The following is a 16,381-nucleotide window of genomic DNA, read 5'->3' on the forward strand; positions in this document are numbered from 1 at the left end:
GGCACGACTGCCCGCAGCTGCGCTGGTGGCGTCGCGTCGCGGGGGCCTAGTCGGACTCCGGGCCGGCCTGGACGGAGGGTTCGCCCAGCCGGTTCAGGGCGGCCTTCGCCTGCGGCACCCGCAGCGGGGAGAACCACGGGTTGATCTGCAGGGCCTCCTTCAGGTGCCGGCGGGCCGGTCCGTACCGTTCCAGGGAACGTTCGATCATGCCCCGGTGGAACACGTACAGCGCACTGCGTACGCCGCCTCCCTGCGTCCCCTCGGTCGCCCGCACGGCGAACGGGAGGGCCTCCTCGTCGTCGCCGGCCCGGTGCAGCGCCCACCCCAGCGCGTCCGCCACCTCCGTCGACGGCTGCCGCTTCCACTCCGCCCGGAGCCGCCGCACGGCAGCCTCCGCATCCCCGTGGTCCGCTTCGTAGCGGCCCAGCACCACCTCCTCGTCCGCCCCGTGCGCGGCCGCCGCCCGCACCCGCTCCCGCAGCACCCCGTACTGGACCCGCGCCGCCTGCTTCAGCCCCAGCGACTCGTACAGCTCGCCCAGCTCCAGCGCGTACTCCGGCCGCGGATGCTTCGCCAGCGCCACCCGGTACGCGCTCAGCGCCTCCGTCATCCGCCCCAGTGACGCCAGCGCCCTGCCCTGCCCCGCCTGGGCCGCCCGCTGCTCGGGGTCGATCCGCACCGCCTCCTGGAACTGCCGCAGCGCGTCCTCCCGGTCACCGCGTTCCCAGGCGAGCTGCCCGGCCCGTTCCAGATACGCCGCCCGTTCGGCGGGCTCCCCGGCGGCCGACACCGCGTCCGCGAGCTTCGCCGCCGCGTCCTCCCGCCAGCCCTTGTCCCGGTACACCGCCGCCGCCCGCGCCATCACCGCGGGACCGGAGCGCAGCTCCTTCAGCTTCTCCAGCAGCTTCCCGGCCTCCTCGTCGTCCCCGAGCCCGGCGGACGCCTCGATCAGCAGCGGATACGTCGTCCACCGCCCCGGCTCCAGTTTCCGCGCCGCCTCCCCCCACTCGCGCGCCTCGGCGAAGTCCCGCCGCGCGTTCGCCAGCGCCGCCAGCCCGCGCAGCGCCGGGGCGTTGCTCTTCGGCCGCACCTTCAGCGAGGTGCGCAGCGCCTTCTCGGCCCGCGACCAGTACGCCGGGTCCGCGAGCCGCAGCCCCTGCTCCACCCGGGCCGCCCCGAGCACCGCCCAGGCCCGGGCGTCCTTCGGCTGCCGTTTCAGATGCCGTTCGCGCTCCTCGACCAGCGCCGCCAGATCCGGGAGCGCGGCCGGCACCCCGCTGGTGACCGCCGCCAGCGCCCGTGCCTCCGGAGTCGGCGCGGGCGGTGCTTCCTCCTCCCACGGCAGGAGGACAAGCACCCCGCCCAGCACGGCGCACCCGGCGGCCGAGGCGATCAGCGCGCGGCCGCGCACCCTCCGCCGGGGCTCACGCGGCTTGTCGTCCATGGCGCACACAGTCATGGCGCACACTGTGCGTCACGCACCGCGTACGTACGATCATCACACCCCGGTGTGACGCGGCTGCCCGCGTGGGGTTCACACCGATGGCCCCGGGTGCGACGCTGTGATCATGAGCCGTATCGAAGCGCGACGCGACGAAGGCACGGTGGCGGCCGGCCCTCTCGTCGACCGGCTGCTCGGCGGACTGCCCCCCGAGGCCGTCCTCACCGACCCCGACGTCACGGTCTCCTACGCCAACGACATGGCGAGCTTCTGCCCGGCCGGCAGCCCCGCCGTGGTCGTCCTGCCGCAGACGGTCGAACACGTCCAGCACGTCATGCGCACCGCCACCGAGCTGCGCGTCCCCGTCGTCCCGCAGGGCGCCCGCACCGGCCTGTCCGGCGCGGCCAACGCCACCGACGGCTGCATCGTGCTCTCCCTGACGAAGATGGACCGCATCCTGGAGATCAGCCCAGTCGACCGGATCGCCGTCGTCGAACCCGGCGTCGTCAACGCCACCCTCTCCCGCGCCGTCGGCGAGCACGGTCTCGCCTACCCGCCGGACCCCTCCAGCTGGGAGATGTGCACCATCGGAGGCAACATCGGCACCGCCTCCGGCGGGCTGTGCTGTGTGAAGTACGGGGTGACGGCCGAGTACGTCCTCGGGCTCGACGTCGTGCTCGCCGACGGGCGTCTGATGTCCACCGGCCGCCGCACCGCCAAGGGTGTCGCCGGGTATGACCTGACCCGTCTGTTCGTCGGATCCGAGGGCTCCCTCGGCATCGTCGTCCGCGCGGTCCTCGCGCTGCGGCCGAAGCCGCCCGAGCAGCTGGTGCTGGCCGCCGAGTTCTCCTCCGGCGCCGCCGCCTGCGACGCCGTGTGCCGCATCATGGCCGGCGGCCACGTCCCCTCACTCCTCGAACTCATGGACCGCACGACGGTCAAGGCCGTCAACGACATGGCCCGCATGGGGCTCCCGGAGACCACCGAGGCGCTGCTGCTGGCCGCCTTCGACACCACCGACCCGGCGGCGGACCTGGCCGCCGTCGGCGCGCTGTGCGAGGCGGCCGGCGCCACCCAGGTCGTCCCGGCCGAGGACGCGACCGAGTCCGAGATGCTGCTCCAGGCCCGGCGGTTGTCCCTGGTCGCGCTGGAGGCGGTCAAGGGCACCACGATGATCGACGACGTGTGCGTGCCCCGCTCGAAACTCGGCGAGCTCATCGACGGAGTCGAGCGGATCGCCGAGAAGCACCGGCTCACCATCGGTGTCGTCGCGCACGCGGGCGACGGCAACACCCACCCGACGGTCTGCTTCGACGCCGCCGACCCGGAGGAGTCGCAGCGGGCCCGGGAGTCCTTCGACGAGATCATGGCGCTCGGTCTGGAACTCGGCGGCACCATCACCGGCGAGCACGGGGTGGGCGTACTGAAGAAGGAGTGGCTGGCGCGCGAACTCGGTCCGGTCGGACTGGAGATGCAGCGGGCCGTCAAGAAGGCCTTCGACCCGCTCGGCATTCTGAACCCCGGCAAGCTCTTCTGACCGCGAAGGTGCCCGAAAGGGGTGGGGTCCGGCCGGACGGGCGGTCAGGTCCCCGCTCGTCTGATAGATGTGGTTCCCCCCGACCCACCCCTCGAGCAGATACGGGACGACGGAATGAGTGCCCCTACCCCGGCCCCCGGTGACGACAGGCCCCGCGAAGGGTACTACCCGGACCCGTCCATTCCCGGATATGTCCGGTACTGGAACGGTGCCTCCTGGGTCCCGGGCACGAGCCGTCCGGCCCCCGAGGACGGCGAGCCGCTCGCGCCGCCGCCCGGCGCGGGTCCGGCGCGGCCCTCCGTCGAGGAGACCGGCCCGCACTTCTTCGACGAGGACCCGGTCGACGAACCGTCCCCGGCCGCCCAGGCGCCCGCGCCGTCCCCGGCTCCGTCGCCGTCCCCGGCTCCGTCCCCGGCCGAGTCCCAGCACGGCAGCCGGCCCGAACCCGCCTCGGCCTGGGGCGCCGACCGCTCCCGCCAGTCCGGCTTCGGCGGCGACCAGGACCGCAAGGTCTCCTGGGGCGCCGACCCGCGGGTGCCGCACACGCCCGCGGCGCCCGCACCGGAGACCGCGGCCGCGGGCGCCTCCAGCGCCCCCGACCCGGCCCCGGCCGCCGACGGCACCTTCGTCTTCCGCAGGCCCGCGGGCGCGGCCGGCCAGGCGGCCGACGCCGGTGGCGAGGACGAGGGCACGATGACCTTCCGCGCCGTCACCCGCACGGGACAGCAGGACGGCTCCGCCACCGGACGGCCCGGGTTCGGCGCGGGCAAGGCGGCCGCCGCTCGTGCCGCGGCCGCCTCCGCCCCGGCCGCCTCCGCCCCGGCCCCGTCCGGCCCCCAGCAGGCGACCGCCCCGGCCGTGCCGCCGCAGACCCCCGCCCCGGCCCGGCCCGCCGCGCCCGCGGCGTCCGCCTCCGCCGCCCCTGCGCCCGCCTCCGCAGCTGCCGGCTCCGCCCCCCTGACGAGCGGCCCCGGCGGTGGGCAGTCCTCCTGGGCGCAGCAGGTGCACCGGCTCGCCGGCGGGGAGGAGCCGCCCGTCGCGCCGTGGAAGCCGCCGGTCGACGACCCGTTCCAGGCCGCCGCCCGCCGCCAGGCAGCCGCCCGCCCCGCCCCGCTCGGCAAGCGGCTGGCCGCCCGGCTGCTGGACACCGTCGTCCTCGGTGCCGTCACCGCCACGGCCGGTGTACCGCTCGGCATCAAGGCCATGGACCACATCGACGCGAAGATCGAGGCGGCCAAACTCTCCGGCGAGACCGTCACGGTGTGGCTGCTCGACGGCACCACCTCGGTCCACCTCGGCATCGTCCTGGCCGTCTTCCTCCTGGCCGGCGTCCTCTACGAGGTGCTGCCGACCGTCAAGTGGGGCCGCACCCTGGGCAAGAAGCTGCTCGGTCTGGACGTGCGGGACATCGAGGGGCACGAGGCGCCGGGCTTCGGCGCGGCGCTGCGCCGCTGGCTGGTCTACAGCGTCCCCGGACTGCTCGTCGTCGGTGTGGTCGGCGTCCTGTGGTGCCTGTTCGACAAGCCGTGGCGCCAGTGCTGGCACGACAAGGCCGCGCACACGTTCGTCGCCGGCTGAGCCCGGGCCCGGCCGCACGTCCGGTGCGTGCGGGGCCGGTACCGCGCACGCCCGGTACTCCGGACGGCCGCTCGCCGGATGCGGCCCCGGGGCGTTCACGGTCGACTCGGGGGCATGACCACCGAACCGCCCCCCGGCTCCGGTCGGCAGCCGCCGGACGACGACCCGTTCAAGAAGCAACCCCCACCGGGCGGCCCCGGAGCCCCGGGGCCGGGCTCCCCGTACGACACCCCCGGCCAGGGCCCGTACGGAGGAGGCGGCGAGCCCTACGGCGGGGGAGGCCCGTACGGAGGGACCCCCGGGGCCTCCGATCCGCTCGCCGGCATGCCCCCGCTCGCCGACAGCGGCAGACGCACGCTGGCCCGCATCATCGACATGGTCCTCGTCGGCGCCGTCGTGGTGCTGCTCACGCTGCCGTTCGGGGTCGCCGAGTACACCGTCGACGGAAACGACGTCAACGTCGGCAACGGCTTCGCGCAGTCCGTCATCGCCGCCGTGCTCTTCATCGCCTACGACACCTTCATGACCGCCCGCTCCGGCCAGACCCTCGGCAAGAAGTGGCTGCGCATGCGGGTGGCCGACCTCGCCGACGGCTCGAACCCCTCCATGCAGACCGCGCTGACCCGCGCGGCCGTGCTGTGGCTGCCGTTCGCGTTCTGCTGCGCCTGCATCTGGACCGCGATCGCGGGCGGCTGGAGCTTCTTCGACCGGCCCTACAAACAGGGGCTGCACGACAAGGCGGCCCGGACCGTGGTGGTCAGCACCGGATGAGGCGGGAGGCGACCGGAGCCGTCAGGACGCGGCCCGTTCGTGCACCGGCTCCCGCACCTTCTCCCGGACCGGGGAGGGGACGGTCGCCCGGACCGGCGCCGGCGCGGCCGCGGGCCGTTGCACCGCGACGGGCCGCCGCCGGGGTGCGAGGAGCGGAGCCGTCATGGCCACCAGAAGTCCGAGGGCGAGTGCCGAGACGGCGATCACCGCGATGGCCAGGGGCGATGTCGCCCCGGACAACAACAGCATGGCGAACGTCGCGAAGATCACGGCGCACGAACCGTAAGCGAGCTGAGCGACAGTAGGACGGGGCATGGCCATCGTGTCCTCGGAAGTCGGGGGCTGTCGGCCTGGCTTTCCACCGGTTCAAGGGCTTTCCGCCAAGCGACTCTAACCGCGAGCGTGCCCGAGGGGAACGGACAGTAAGCGTGACCTAACCGACAGGGCCGGTGCACAGGGGGCGCACGGAGTCATGGCGTCCATCAAGTGGACGGTTGCACGCGCCCGCCGGGGTTTCGCGCGGATGTGTCCGGAAAGCGAACCAGGGCTCCGCATAGTGCAGTTGAACTGTCCAAGTCAAGGTCTGTTTTTTCTGCCGAACCTCTAGTCAAATGTCGTCACTTGACTACACGCGTTGATCACGTGCGCGCGGGACCTTCCATTAGGGGAACCTCCTTCGTCCGCGCGTACGCACGCGGGAGGGGATCTCAAGTGACCAGTAGACCCTGGACGTTCAGAGCGGCCGCGACAGGTGTTGCGCTCGCGGCGGTTACCGCCACCTGCTCTGCGTTCACCGTGGCCCAGGCGGACACGGCTGACAAGGCCGACCGTCCCGGTGCCGTGGAACGGCACGACCCGGCCGAGCACAACCACGTCGAGCACGACCTCGAGGGCCCGCTGTCCAAGACGCAGGAGGCCCAGCGCGAGGAAGCCCTCAACCAGGTCATATCCGGTAAGACGAAGGTCAAGGACCGTGAGGGCTCGAAGGTCGTCCAGCTGAAGAGCAAGAAGGGCGACGCCAAGTACGTCGAGCTCGGCCGCGAGAAGACCGACAAGATCTTCACGATCCTGGTCGAGTTCGGCGACGAGATCGACAGCCGCTACGGCGGCACCCCGGGCCCGTTGCACAACCAGATAGCCAAGCCGGACCGCAAGGTCGACAACTCCACGGCCTGGCAGGAGGACTACGACCAGCAGCACTTCGAGGATCTGTACTTCGGTTCCGGCAAGGGCGTCGACTCGGTCAAGACCTACTACGAGAAGCAGTCCTCCGGCCGTTACTCGGTCGAGGGCGAGGTCTCCGACTGGGTCAAGGTCCCCTACAACGAGGCCCGTTACGGCAACAACGCCTGCGGCGACAGCAACTGCCCCAGCGTGTGGAACGTCGTCAGCGACGGCCTGAACGCCTACGTCGCCCAGCAGAAGGCGGCCGGCCGCACCGACGCGCAGATCAAGGCGGACGTCGCCCGCTTCGACGAGTGGGACCGCTACGACTTCGACGGCGACGGCGACTTCAACGAGTCCGACGGCTACATCGACCACTTCCAGATCGTGCACGCCGGTGAGGACGAGTCCGCCGGCGGCGGCGCCCAGGGCGAGGACGCGATCTGGGCCCACCGCTGGTACGCCTTCGGCACCGACGCCGGCGCCACCGGCCCCGAGCAGAACAAGCTCGGCGGCACCCAGATCGGCTCCACCGGCATCTGGGTCGGCGACTACACGATCCAGCCGGAGAACGGCGGACTCGGCGTCTTCGCCCACGAGTACGGCCACGACCTCGGTCTGCCGGACCTCTACGACACCGCCGGCGGCGAGAACTCCACCGGCTACTGGACGCTGATGTCCTCCGGTTCCTGGCTCGGCACCGGGAAGAAGGAGATCGGCGACCTGCCCGGCGACATGACCGCCTGGGACAAGCTCCAGCTCGGCTGGCTGAACTACGACACGGCCAAGGCCGGCGTCAACTCCTGGCACAAGCTGGGTGTTGCCGAGTACAACACCAAGCACAAGCAGGCGCTGGTCGTCGAGCTGCCGAAGAAGGCCGTCACGACCGAGATCATCGAGCCGGCCGAGGGCGAGACCCAGTGGTGGAGCGGCAGCGGTGACGACCTCCGCAACACGCTGACGCGTTCGGTCGACCTGACCGGCACGTCGTCCGCCGAGCTCACCTTCGACGGCTGGTACGACATCGAGGCCAACTACGACTACCTCTACACCGAGGTGTCCACCGACGGCGGTGCCAACTGGACCGCCGTGGACGGTACGGTCGACGGCCGGCCGATCCCGCGCGACGGCAGCGACAAGCCCGCCCTGCACGGCACGCTCGACGGCTACGAGAAGTTCGCGTACTCCCTCGACGCGTACGCCGGCAAGAAGGTCGACCTGCGCTTCCGCTACCAGACCGACGGCGGCGTGGCCCAGAAGGGCTTCACGGCCGACGCGATCACGGTGACGGCGGACGGCGCCCCGGTCTTCTCCGACAACGTCGAGACCGCGGACGACGCCTGGACGGCGAACGGCTTCACCCGCCAGGGCGCGTCCTTCACCAAGGACTACGCGCAGTACTACATCGCCGAGAACCGCCAGTACGTGTCGTACGACAAGACCCTCGAGGTCGGCCCGTACAACTTCGGCTTCACGTCCCGTCCGGACTGGGTCGAGCACTTCGCGTACCAGAACGGTCTGCTGATCTGGAAGTGGGACACCTCCCAGGCGGACAACAACACCAGCCAGCACCCGGGCACGGGTCTGATCCTTCCGATCGACTCGCACCCGACCGCCCTCAAGTGGGCCGACGGCACGGTGATGCGCAACCGCATCCAGACCTACGACGCCACGTTCAGCAAGTTCCGCACCGAGGGCATGACCCTGCACAAGGCGGACGTCGCCAAGTGGATCCCCTCGTCGAAGGGTGTGTCGGTCTTCAACGACCGCACCAACACCTACTACGACGAGCAGAACCCCGGCGGCAGCGTCAAGATCACTGACACCAACACGAAGATCAAGATCCTGAAGGAGGCCCGGGACGGCTCGACGATCGAGCTCGAGGTCCGTCCGGCCGGCAGGTAAATAGCATCTTCGCAGGTCAGAGCGTGATCGGCGGTGACCCCCTGGCGGGTCACCGCCGATCCGTGTTTAGGTGCCTCCTGTGACTCTCTTATTGACACCGGCTGACACGGGGGTATGAGCGCATGGCCGCAGGAGGTTTCTGCAAGCTGCCGAACGGCACGGTGGTGGTGGCGCTGAACCTGCCCAGCCCCGCCGCCGACGCACCCGCCGGAGTCCGCGTCCTCGTCCACGCCCACAACCGCGCACGAGCCCTGACCAGGCTCCGCAACCTGGGCCTGCGAGCGATCTACCTGCGGGGCAACACGGCGCCGCCCACGCCGGACGAGATCACCGCCGTTCTCCACCATCCCGACGGCCTCATATGGCGCACCACCCCCGACCCCACCACGCTGACGGTAGAACTCTGGCACCCCATAAAAGCCCTGCTCAGACGCCCGGCCGCCTAGCTGTGCGCGGACGCAGCCGCGGGCAGTCGTGCCTCCCCCCAGTGCCTTGAAGGCCTGGGAGGTACCCCCCCGCTCGAGCGGAGTCGAGAGTGGGGGAGGCACCGGCAAGCGCCGCGAGCTGAAACCCCGCCCGGTCACCAACGGCAGAGCTCAGTGCACGACCGGCTTCCCGGTCAGCTCCACCCCGGCCCCCCGCAGCTCCTCCAGCGCACGCTCCGTGGTCTCCCGGGCCACCCCCGCCGTCAGGTCCAGCAGCACCCGCGTCCGGAAGCCCTCCTTCACCGCATCCAGCGCGGTGGCCCGCACACAGTGATCCGTGGCGATCCCCACCACGTCCACCTCGGTCACCCCTCGCTCCCGCAGCCACTCCGCCAGCGGCGTCCCGTTCTCGTCCGCCCCCTCGAACCCGCTGTACGCGGCCGAGTACGCCCCCTTGTCGAACACGGCGTCGACCGCCCCCGACGTCACCGCGGGCGCGAAGTTCGGGTGGAACCCGACCCCCTCCGTCCCGGCGACACAGTGCGCCGGCCAGGAGCGTACGAAGTCGGGGTTGTCGGCGAAGTGGCCCCCGGGCGCGATGTGGTGATCGCGGGTGGCCGCCACGTGCTGGTAGCCGCCGGCCGAGGCGGCCTGGCCGATCAGCTCGGTGACGGCGGCAGCCACATCCGCACCGCCGGTCACGGCGAGGCTGCCGCCCTCGCAGAAGTCGTTCTGCACGTCGACGACGATCAGTGCGCGGCGCATGGTCGGTGTCCTTCGGCTCTGGGTCGGACGGTGGCAGGCCCGGCCGGGTGAACCTCCGAGCCTATTGAATTGAGGGCGACACGGACAGTGGCACGGAAGGACCGCGCCCGCAGCTTGCTTCTAGCTACCCGACGGCCCCTGCGCGTACTCCGTCGGAAGAACGGGTTCCCCCCGGGAGAGCTGTGTCGCGGACAGCGGCAGACCGGCACGCGCCGCCGCGTGCCGGTCGCGGACCACGTCGAGCGGCTCGCGGACGAGCACCTCGCCGCCCCGGACCAGTGGCACCAGCAGCTGCCGTTCGGCCAGCTCCGCCGGCACCTCGCCGGTGCCGATCACCTCGGCCTCGGCGACGCCGTACTCGTCCGGCCGCCGCGCGGCCCACTTGCGCCCGCCGACGGAGGTCTTGCCGCCGGTGGACTTCTTCGCCACCGGCACCAGCGGCGCCGCGGGGTCGGCGGACTCGGCGCGGGCGACCAGCTTGTAGACCATGGAGGCCGTCGGGTGTCCCGAGCCGGTCACCAGCTGCGTCCCCACCCCGTAGGCGTCCACGGGCGCGGCGGCCAGCGAGGCGATGGCGTACTCGTCCAGGTCCGAGGTCACGATGATCTTCGTGGCGGTGGCGCCCAGCTCGTCCAGCTGCTGCCGCACCCGGTGCGCCACCAGCAGCAGGTCACCGGAGTCGATCCGCACGGCGCCCAGCTCCGGCCCGGCGATGTCGACGGCCGTGCGGACGGCCTCGGCCACGTCGTAGGTGTCCACCAGGAGCGTCGTACCGCCGCCGAGGGAGTCGACCTGGGCCCGGAAGGCGTCCCGCTCGCTGTCGTGCAGCAGGGTGAAGGCGTGGGCGGAGGTGCCCACGGTCGGGATGTCGTAGCGGAAGCCGGCGGCGAGGTCGGAGGTGGAGGCGAAGCCGCCGATGTAGGCGGCCCGGGAGGCGGCCACCGCGGCCAGCTCGTGGGTGCGCCGGGCGCCCATCTCGATCAGCGGCCGCCCGCCGGCGGCGGACGCCATCCGGGACGCGGCGGCGGCGATCGCCGAGTCGTGGTTGAGGATCGACAGGATCACCGTCTCCAGCAGCACGCACTCCGCGAAACTGCCCTCGACCCGCATGATCGGCGAGCCCGGGAAGTACACCTCGCCCTCGGGGTAGCCCCAGATGTCCCCCGAGAAGCGGTAGCCGGCCAGCCAGTCCAGGGTCGTCCCGTCGACGATGTCCTTCTCGCGCAGGAAGGCGAGGACGTCCGGGTCGAAGCGGAAGTTCTCCACCGCGTCCAGCACCCGCCCGGTGCCGGCCACCACGCCGTAGCGGCGGCCGTTCGGCAGCCGCCGGGTGAAGACCTCGAACACGCTGCGCCGGCCGGCCGTGCCGGCCTTCAGCGCGGCCTGCAGCATCGTCAGCTCGTACTGGTCGGTGAAGAGCGCCGTCGAGGGAACGCCCACCCGTCGTCCACGCCCAAGGTCCGCTGTGTTCATGGCAGGGATGCTACCCCCATTTCGTCAGTTTGACGATTTGGGTCCGGGCACCGGAACAGCGGGCCGGTTTGTGCGACCACCCCCCTGCGGTGGCAGCATGGGCTGTGTGACGTCACCCGCACCCCTGGAGATCGAACGCACCGAGTCGGCGGAGGAGGTCTTCGCCGTACCCGAGCCCGACGTCCCGTGGGTCACCATCGTCCACAACGACCCGGTCAATCTCATGAGCTATGTGACGTACGTCTTCCAGTCGTACTTCGGCTACTCCAAGGACAAGGCGACCAAGCTCATGCTCGACGTCCATCACAAGGGCCGGGCGGTCGTCTCCAGCGGTACGCGCGAGGAGATGGAACGCGACGTCCAGGCCATGCACGGCTACGGACTGTGGGCCACCCTCCAGCACGACCGGAAGTGACCGAGCCGGACATGACCCGACCCCGCCCGCTGGACCGGAAGTAGCGATCGCCTCCATGCCAGGAACCTTCGAACCGCTCCCCGGCGGCGGCGCGGCCGTCGCCCTCGACGACGTCGAGATCTCCATCATCCGGTCCCTGGCCGTGCAGATGATGGAGCTCATCGGTCCCGGACCGGCGGAGGAGGCCTCCGGCGACCCGCTCGCCGAACTCTTCGCCGAGGGGCCGAGCGAGCCGCCCTCCGACCCCGTGCTGCGCCGCCTCTTCCCGGACGCCTACGGCGACCCCGAGGCCGCCCCGCAGGGCAAGGAGGCCGAGGAGCAGCGGGCGCACTCCGCCGAGTTCCGCCGCTACACCGAGAACGACCTGCGGGCCGGCAAGCGCGACAACGCCCTCATGGTGATCCGTTCGCTGGATTCGCTCGCCTCGGAGGGCGAGGGCGGCGCGGTGCTGAAGCTGTCGCCGGACGAGTCCCGGCAGTGGCTGGGCGCGCTGAACGACCTGCGTCTGGCGATCGGCTCCCGGCTGGAGATCAACAACGAGGACGACAGCGATCTGCTCTTCCATCTCCCCGACGAGGACCCGCGCAAGCCGATGGTGATGGCGTACCTGTGGCTCGGCGGCCTCCAGGAGACGCTCGTCTCGACACTGATGCCGTGAAGATGCCCTATACATCTACACATATCCGCTGAAGTGTTCGCTCAGGAAAACCTCAAGTCCGGATAACGATCGCGTCACCGCCCCTGCGGATTCACCCCGTTGGGGCGGTTTACTGTGACCTGCCTCACTCGATGTTCGGTAAACGGCGTGGTAAAAATCGGCAACTCGCTTGCGGCCCACCCCTGGCTGTGAGCAAGGAAGCCGGTCACCGCCGGTGTGTCCGACCAGCACGACACCAGGCCGCCGGTCCCCGTACACGGACCGCCGCCCCAACGCCGTCGCCGAACGGGACGTGGGCCCCCCGCCCACATCGCCCCCGCTCTGCTGCGCACGCCAGCACGTCCCCGCGCCATCTGAGGAAGTTCGATGTCACTCGACTCCATCACGCAAAACATCGACGACGCCGTAAGTGATTTCTTCGACCCTGTCGCGACCACCGTCGGCGACATCGTCTTCTACACCGTCCCTGTCGGTGACGCCGAGCTGCCGCTCATCGTCGCCTGGCTCGTGATCGCCGGCCTCGTCTTCACCGGATGGTTCGGACTGGTCCAGGCACGCAAGATCAAGCTCGCCTTCGACGTCGTACGCGGCAAGTACGACGAGAGCGACGCACCCGGCGAGGTCAACCACTTCCAGGCCCTGACCGCCGCCGTCTCCGGCACCGTCGGTCTCGGCAACATCGCCGGTGTGGCCGTCGCCGTCTCCATCGGCGGCCCCGGCGCCACCTTCTGGATGATCCTCTGCGGTCTGCTCGGCATGGCCACCAAGTTCGTCGAGGTCACCCTCGGCGTGAAGTACCGCGAGGAGCACCCGGACGGCACCGTCTCCGGCGGCCCCATGCACTACCTGCCCAAGGGGCTCGCCGAGCGCTTCGGCCGCGGCGGCGCCAAGCTCGGCAAGGTGCTCGCCGTTCTGGCCTCCGCCATGATCCTCTTCTTCGGTCTGTTCGGCGGCAACCTGTTCCAGACCAACCAGAGCTACGCGCAGATCTCCTCCACCTTCGGCGGTGAGGACGGCTTCCTGGCCAGCTCCGCGGGCGCCGTGCTGTTCGGTCTCGTGGTGGCCGCCCTGGTCGGCCTCGTGCTGCTCGGCGGCATCCGCTCCATCGCCTCCGTCACCAGCCGTCTGGTCCCCTCTATGGCGATCATGTACGTGGCGGCCTGTCTGATCGTCATCCTGTTCAACATCACCGCCGTGCCCGACGCGATCGGTGACATCCTCCAGGGAGCGTTCCAGGCCGAAGGTGTCGCGGGCGGCATCATCGGTGCCCTGATCGTCGGTTTCCAGCGCGCCGCCTTCTCCAACGAGGCCGGTATCGGCTCCGCGCCCATCGCCCACTCCGCGGTCAAGACCAAGCACCCCGCCAGCGAGGGCCTGGTCGCCCTGCTCGAGCCCTTCATCGACACGGTCATCGTCTGCACCATGACCGCGCTGACCATCGTCATCGCGGCCCCCGACAGCTGGAACGAGGCCCGCCAGGGCGAGAGCATCGGCGGCGTCACCATCACCTCCGACGCCTTCGAGACCGTCCTGCCCTGGTTCCCGCACCTGCTGACCGTCGCGGTGCTGCTCTTCGCCTTCTCCACGATCCTGACCTGGGGTTACTACGGCCTCAAGTCCTGGACGTACCTCTTCGGCCGGAGCAAGGTCAGCGAGATGACGTTCAAGGTGACCTGGAGCGTGTTCGTCATCGCGGGCTCCCTGCTCTCCCTCGACTCGCTGATCAGCCTGGCCGACTCCGCGCTCTTCCTGCTCGCGGTCTTCAACATCATCGGCCTGTACCTGCTGGCCCCCGTGGTCAAGCGCGAGCTCAACTCCTTCCTCGAGTTCGTCCGCACCCGCCGGTCCGGAGCCGGCACCGAAGCGGAGAGCGCCAAGGCCGCGGCCACCGACGCGCCGTAGCGGCACCGTCCGCACCCCAGGGGCCCGTCCGTACCGTCACCGGTACGGACGGGCCCCTTCCCTGGTGTGTTCCCTCCGCAACTTGTGTGATCCGCGTCTCCTCGGGCCCGGCGGCCCGGCCGCCTGCCTGCCTTCCCCTTCCCCGCAGGTCACACAGCGCGACGCGAGCCGGTTCGAGAAGGTGGGCCGACCTCCACCCGGGACGCCGGACGCAGGGAGTACTCGTGGCACCCCCTGCGGCCATCCGCTCAAGGCGTCCGGCATACGGGCTGTTCCGTACCACCCCTCGGTACGGAACAGCCCGTCTGCTTATCCTGAGCCCCATGCTGACCATCACCAAGGCCCTGTACGACCAGATCGTGGCCCACGCCCGCGAGGACCACCCGGACGAGGCGTGCGGCGTGGTGGCGGGCCCGGCGGGCTCCGGCCGCCCCGAGCGCTTCATCCCCATGCTGAACGCGGCGCGCTCGCCCACGTTCTACGAGTTCGACTCCCAGGACCTGCTGAAGCTGTACCGGGAGATGGACGACCGGGACGAGGAGCCGGTGGTCATCTACCACTCCCACACCGCGACCGAGGCCTACCCCTCCCGCACCGACATCACCTACGCCAACGAGCCCGGCGCCCACTACGTCCTGGTCTCCACCGCCGACACCGACGGCGCCGGTGAGTTCCAGTTCCGTTCGTTCCGCATCCTGGACGGCGAGATCACCGAGGAGGAGGTCGAGGTCGTCGAGGCGTACTGACCCGCCGAAAGGACCCGATCCCACATCGTGGAAGACGAGTGTCCGGCATGTGAGATCACACTCCGGGAGTCCGCACGGGAATCGATACGATGACCCCATGGTTCTTCTCGACGTGAGCGAAACAGCGCCGGGCGCACTGCTCGTGGCGCGGCTGCACGTCGACCTGTGCCGGCTGAACAGCGCCATCTGTTGATTCTCCGCTGCCGCCGTACGGCCGAGAGCCGCGGCGGGCTGCCGCGTGCCGCCGCGCGCCCTTCCCGAACCCACGACAGACACTTCCGACAGGAGCCCTCAGCCATGGCCATCGAGGTCCGCATCCCGACCATCCTCCGCCAGTACACCGACGGTCAGAAGGCGGTGGAGGGCAACGGGAACACCCTCGCCGAGCTCTTCGCCGACCTCGAGACCCGGCACGCCGGCATCCAGGCCCGCATCGTGGACGGCGCGCAGCTGCGCCGCTTCGTCAACGTCTACCTCAACGACGAGGACGTCCGCTTCCTCGACGGCATCGACACCAAGCTGAGCGACGGCGACAACGTCACGATCCTGCCGGCCGTCGCCGGCGGTATGGCCTGATAGCCGATGCGTTACGACTCCCCGCTGGCCGCGGTGGGCAACACCCCTCTGGTGCGCCTGCCGCGGCTGTCGCCGTCCGCCGACGTCCGGATCTGGGCGAAGCTGGAGGACCGCAACCCCACCGGCTCGATCAAGGACCGCCCGGCCCTGTTCATGATCGAGCAGGCGGAGAAGGACGGCCGCCTCACCCCGGGCTGCACGATCCTCGAGCCGACCTCCGGCAACACCGGCATCTCCCTGGCGATGGCCGCCAAGCTCAAGGGCTACCGCATGGTCTGCGTGATGCCCGAGAACACCTCGCAGGAACGCCGTGACCTGCTCGGCATGTGGGGCGCGGAGATCATCTCCTCCCCGGCCGCGGGCGGCTCCAACACCGCCGTGCGCGTCGCCAAGGAACTGGCCGCCGAGCACCCCGACTGGGTGATGCTCTACCAGTACGGCAACCCGGACAACGCCGGCGCGCACTACGCGACCACCGGCCCGGAGATCCTCGCCGACCTGCCGTCCATCACCCACTTCGTGGCCGGCCTCGGCACCACCGGCACCCTCATGGGCGTCGGCCGCTACCTGCGCGAGAACAAGCCCGACGTCCGGATCGTCGCCGCCGAGCCGCGCTACGACGACCTCGTCTACGGCCTGCGCAACCTCGACGAGGGTTTCGTCCCCGAGCTCTACGACGCCTCCGTCCTCACCACCCGCTTCTCCGTGGGCTCCGCCGACGCCGTCACCCGCACCCGGGAACTCCTCCAGCAGGAGGGCATCTTCGCCGGCGTCTCCACCGGCGCCGCCCTGCACGCGGCGATCGGCGTCGCGAACAAGGCACTCAAGGCCGGCGAGAGCGCCGACGTGGTCTTCGTCGTCGCCGACGGCGGCTGGAAGTACCTGTCCACCGGCGTGTACACGGCCGAGACGACCGAGGCGGCCATCGACACCCTCCAGGGCCAGCTCTGGGCGTGACGCCGCACCGTACGGACGTACGACGAGGGGCCGAAGACCATGTCTTCGGCCCCTCACCCGTTCCCACC

Annotated in this window: 16 protein-coding genes; 12 read left to right on the plus strand and 4 right to left on the minus strand. The window is 70.8% G+C overall.

Annotated features, from left to right (window positions below):
- Nucleotides 1–46: 46 nt before the first annotated feature.
- On the minus strand, nt 47–1,459 hold the full coding sequence (locus ACZ44S_RS24160) for a tetratricopeptide repeat protein (RefSeq protein ID WP_466932356.1): 1,413 nt from the start codon (nt 1,457–1,459) through the stop codon (nt 47–49).
- Nucleotides 1,460–1,562: 103 nt separating this feature from the next.
- Here ACZ44S_RS24160 and ACZ44S_RS24165 point away from each other — a divergent pair, with 103 nt between their 5' ends.
- The 3 genes from ACZ44S_RS24165 to ACZ44S_RS24175 all read left to right on the plus strand — a co-directional run bounded on the left by ACZ44S_RS24165 (nt 1,563) and on the right by ACZ44S_RS24175 (nt 5,327).
- Nucleotides 1,563–2,978 carry an FAD-binding oxidoreductase gene (locus ACZ44S_RS24165; RefSeq protein WP_466932359.1) on the plus strand — a complete coding sequence of 472 codons (1,416 nt, stop codon included), beginning with the start codon at nt 1,563–1,565 and terminating at the stop codon, nt 2,976–2,978.
- Between the two features lie 114 nt (nt 2,979–3,092).
- Nucleotides 3,093–4,556, plus strand: a complete 1,464-nt coding sequence (locus ACZ44S_RS24170; protein ID WP_466932362.1) for an RDD family protein — start codon at nt 3,093–3,095, stop codon at nt 4,554–4,556.
- Nucleotides 4,557–4,670: 114 nt separating this feature from the next.
- Nucleotides 4,671–5,327, plus strand: coding sequence for an RDD family protein (locus tag ACZ44S_RS24175; RefSeq protein ID WP_466932364.1), 657 nt, complete (start codon nt 4,671–4,673; stop codon nt 5,325–5,327).
- Nucleotides 5,328–5,348: 21 nt separating this feature from the next.
- On the opposite strand, the gene ACZ44S_RS24180 is transcribed toward ACZ44S_RS24175, so the two are convergent.
- Nucleotides 5,349–5,648 (minus strand): hypothetical protein, encoded by a 300-nt coding sequence (locus ACZ44S_RS24180; protein WP_466932366.1) that lies wholly within the window; start codon nt 5,646–5,648, stop codon nt 5,349–5,351.
- Between the two features lie 390 nt (nt 5,649–6,038).
- Between ACZ44S_RS24180 and ACZ44S_RS24185 the strand changes: the two genes are divergently transcribed.
- Complete coding sequence (locus tag ACZ44S_RS24185) at nt 6,039–8,396, plus strand: immune inhibitor A domain-containing protein (RefSeq protein ID WP_466932368.1); 2,358 nt, start codon at nt 6,039–6,041, stop codon at nt 8,394–8,396.
- Nucleotides 8,397–8,518: 122 nt separating this feature from the next.
- Entirely contained in the window at nt 8,519–8,842 is a 324-nt protein-coding gene (locus ACZ44S_RS24190; protein WP_466932370.1) for a hypothetical protein, read from the plus strand.
- 150 nt (nt 8,843–8,992) lie between these two features.
- On the opposite strand, the gene ACZ44S_RS24195 is transcribed toward ACZ44S_RS24190, so the two are convergent.
- A complete protein-coding gene (locus ACZ44S_RS24195) occupies nt 8,993–9,586 on the minus strand; it encodes a nicotinamidase (RefSeq protein WP_466932372.1) in 594 nt (197 codons plus the stop codon).
- 120 nt (nt 9,587–9,706) lie between these two features.
- On the minus strand, nt 9,707–11,059 hold the full coding sequence (locus ACZ44S_RS24200) for a nicotinate phosphoribosyltransferase (RefSeq protein WP_466932374.1): 1,353 nt from the start codon (nt 11,057–11,059) through the stop codon (nt 9,707–9,709).
- 97 nt (nt 11,060–11,156) lie between these two features.
- On the opposite strand from ACZ44S_RS24200, the gene clpS reads away from it, so the two are divergent.
- The 7 genes from clpS (at nt 11,157) to ACZ44S_RS24235 (ending at nt 16,313) form a co-directional block, all read left to right on the plus strand.
- The gene (gene clpS, locus ACZ44S_RS24205) at nt 11,157–11,474 is read left to right on the plus strand and encodes an ATP-dependent Clp protease adapter ClpS (protein ID WP_190164178.1); all 318 of its coding nucleotides are present in this window, start codon (nt 11,157–11,159) and stop codon (nt 11,472–11,474) included.
- Between the two features lie 55 nt (nt 11,475–11,529).
- Nucleotides 11,530–12,132, plus strand: a complete 603-nt coding sequence (locus tag ACZ44S_RS24210) for a DUF2017 domain-containing protein (protein WP_466932376.1) — start codon at nt 11,530–11,532, stop codon at nt 12,130–12,132.
- A gap of 366 nt (nt 12,133–12,498) precedes the next feature.
- Nucleotides 12,499–14,034, plus strand: a complete 1,536-nt coding sequence (locus ACZ44S_RS24215; RefSeq protein ID WP_466932378.1) for an alanine/glycine:cation symporter family protein — start codon at nt 12,499–12,501, stop codon at nt 14,032–14,034.
- Between the two features lie 323 nt (nt 14,035–14,357).
- Nucleotides 14,358–14,780 (plus strand): M67 family metallopeptidase, encoded by a 423-nt coding sequence (locus ACZ44S_RS24220; protein ID WP_466932380.1) that lies wholly within the window; start codon nt 14,358–14,360, stop codon nt 14,778–14,780.
- A gap of 97 nt (nt 14,781–14,877) precedes the next feature.
- Nucleotides 14,878–14,973 (plus strand): putative leader peptide, encoded by a 96-nt coding sequence (locus tag ACZ44S_RS24225; protein WP_312847494.1) that lies wholly within the window; start codon nt 14,878–14,880, stop codon nt 14,971–14,973.
- Between the two features lie 104 nt (nt 14,974–15,077).
- Nucleotides 15,078–15,356, plus strand: coding sequence for a MoaD/ThiS family protein (locus tag ACZ44S_RS24230; protein ID WP_190164183.1), 279 nt, complete (start codon nt 15,078–15,080; stop codon nt 15,354–15,356).
- Nucleotides 15,357–15,362: 6 nt separating this feature from the next.
- On the plus strand, nt 15,363–16,313 hold the full coding sequence (locus tag ACZ44S_RS24235) for a PLP-dependent cysteine synthase family protein (protein WP_466932384.1): 951 nt from the start codon (nt 15,363–15,365) through the stop codon (nt 16,311–16,313).
- Nucleotides 16,314–16,381: the final 68 nt, after the last annotated feature.

The organism is Streptomyces malachitofuscus (assembly GCF_055571035.1).

Coding starts and splice junctions, on each gene's coding strand:
- ACZ44S_RS24180 (WP_466932366.1), bottom strand. CDS start 5,648: ATGGCCATGCCCCGTCCTACTGTCGCTCAGCTCGCTTACGGTTCGTGC.
- ACZ44S_RS24230 (WP_190164183.1), top strand. CDS start 15,078: ATGGCCATCGAGGTCCGCATCCCGACCATCCTCCGCCAGTACACCGAC.
- ACZ44S_RS24220 (WP_466932380.1), top strand. CDS start 14,358: ATGCTGACCATCACCAAGGCCCTGTACGACCAGATCGTGGCCCACGCC.
- ACZ44S_RS24200 (WP_466932374.1), bottom strand. CDS start 11,059: ATGAACACAGCGGACCTTGGGCGTGGACGACGGGTGGGCGTTCCCTCG.
- clpS (WP_190164178.1), top strand. CDS start 11,157: ATGGGCTGTGTGACGTCACCCGCACCCCTGGAGATCGAACGCACCGAG.
- ACZ44S_RS24170 (WP_466932362.1), top strand. CDS start 3,093: ATGAGTGCCCCTACCCCGGCCCCCGGTGACGACAGGCCCCGCGAAGGG.
- ACZ44S_RS24235 (WP_466932384.1), top strand. CDS start 15,363: ATGCGTTACGACTCCCCGCTGGCCGCGGTGGGCAACACCCCTCTGGTG.
- ACZ44S_RS24195 (WP_466932372.1), bottom strand. CDS start 9,586: ATGCGCCGCGCACTGATCGTCGTCGACGTGCAGAACGACTTCTGCGAG.
- ACZ44S_RS24190 (WP_466932370.1), top strand. CDS start 8,519: ATGGCCGCAGGAGGTTTCTGCAAGCTGCCGAACGGCACGGTGGTGGTG.
- ACZ44S_RS24210 (WP_466932376.1), top strand. CDS start 11,530: ATGCCAGGAACCTTCGAACCGCTCCCCGGCGGCGGCGCGGCCGTCGCC.
- ACZ44S_RS24215 (WP_466932378.1), top strand. CDS start 12,499: ATGTCACTCGACTCCATCACGCAAAACATCGACGACGCCGTAAGTGAT.
- ACZ44S_RS24225 (WP_312847494.1), top strand. CDS start 14,878: ATGGTTCTTCTCGACGTGAGCGAAACAGCGCCGGGCGCACTGCTCGTG.
- ACZ44S_RS24175 (WP_466932364.1), top strand. CDS start 4,671: ATGACCACCGAACCGCCCCCCGGCTCCGGTCGGCAGCCGCCGGACGAC.
- ACZ44S_RS24160 (WP_466932356.1), bottom strand. CDS start 1,459: ATGACTGTGTGCGCCATGGACGACAAGCCGCGTGAGCCCCGGCGGAGG.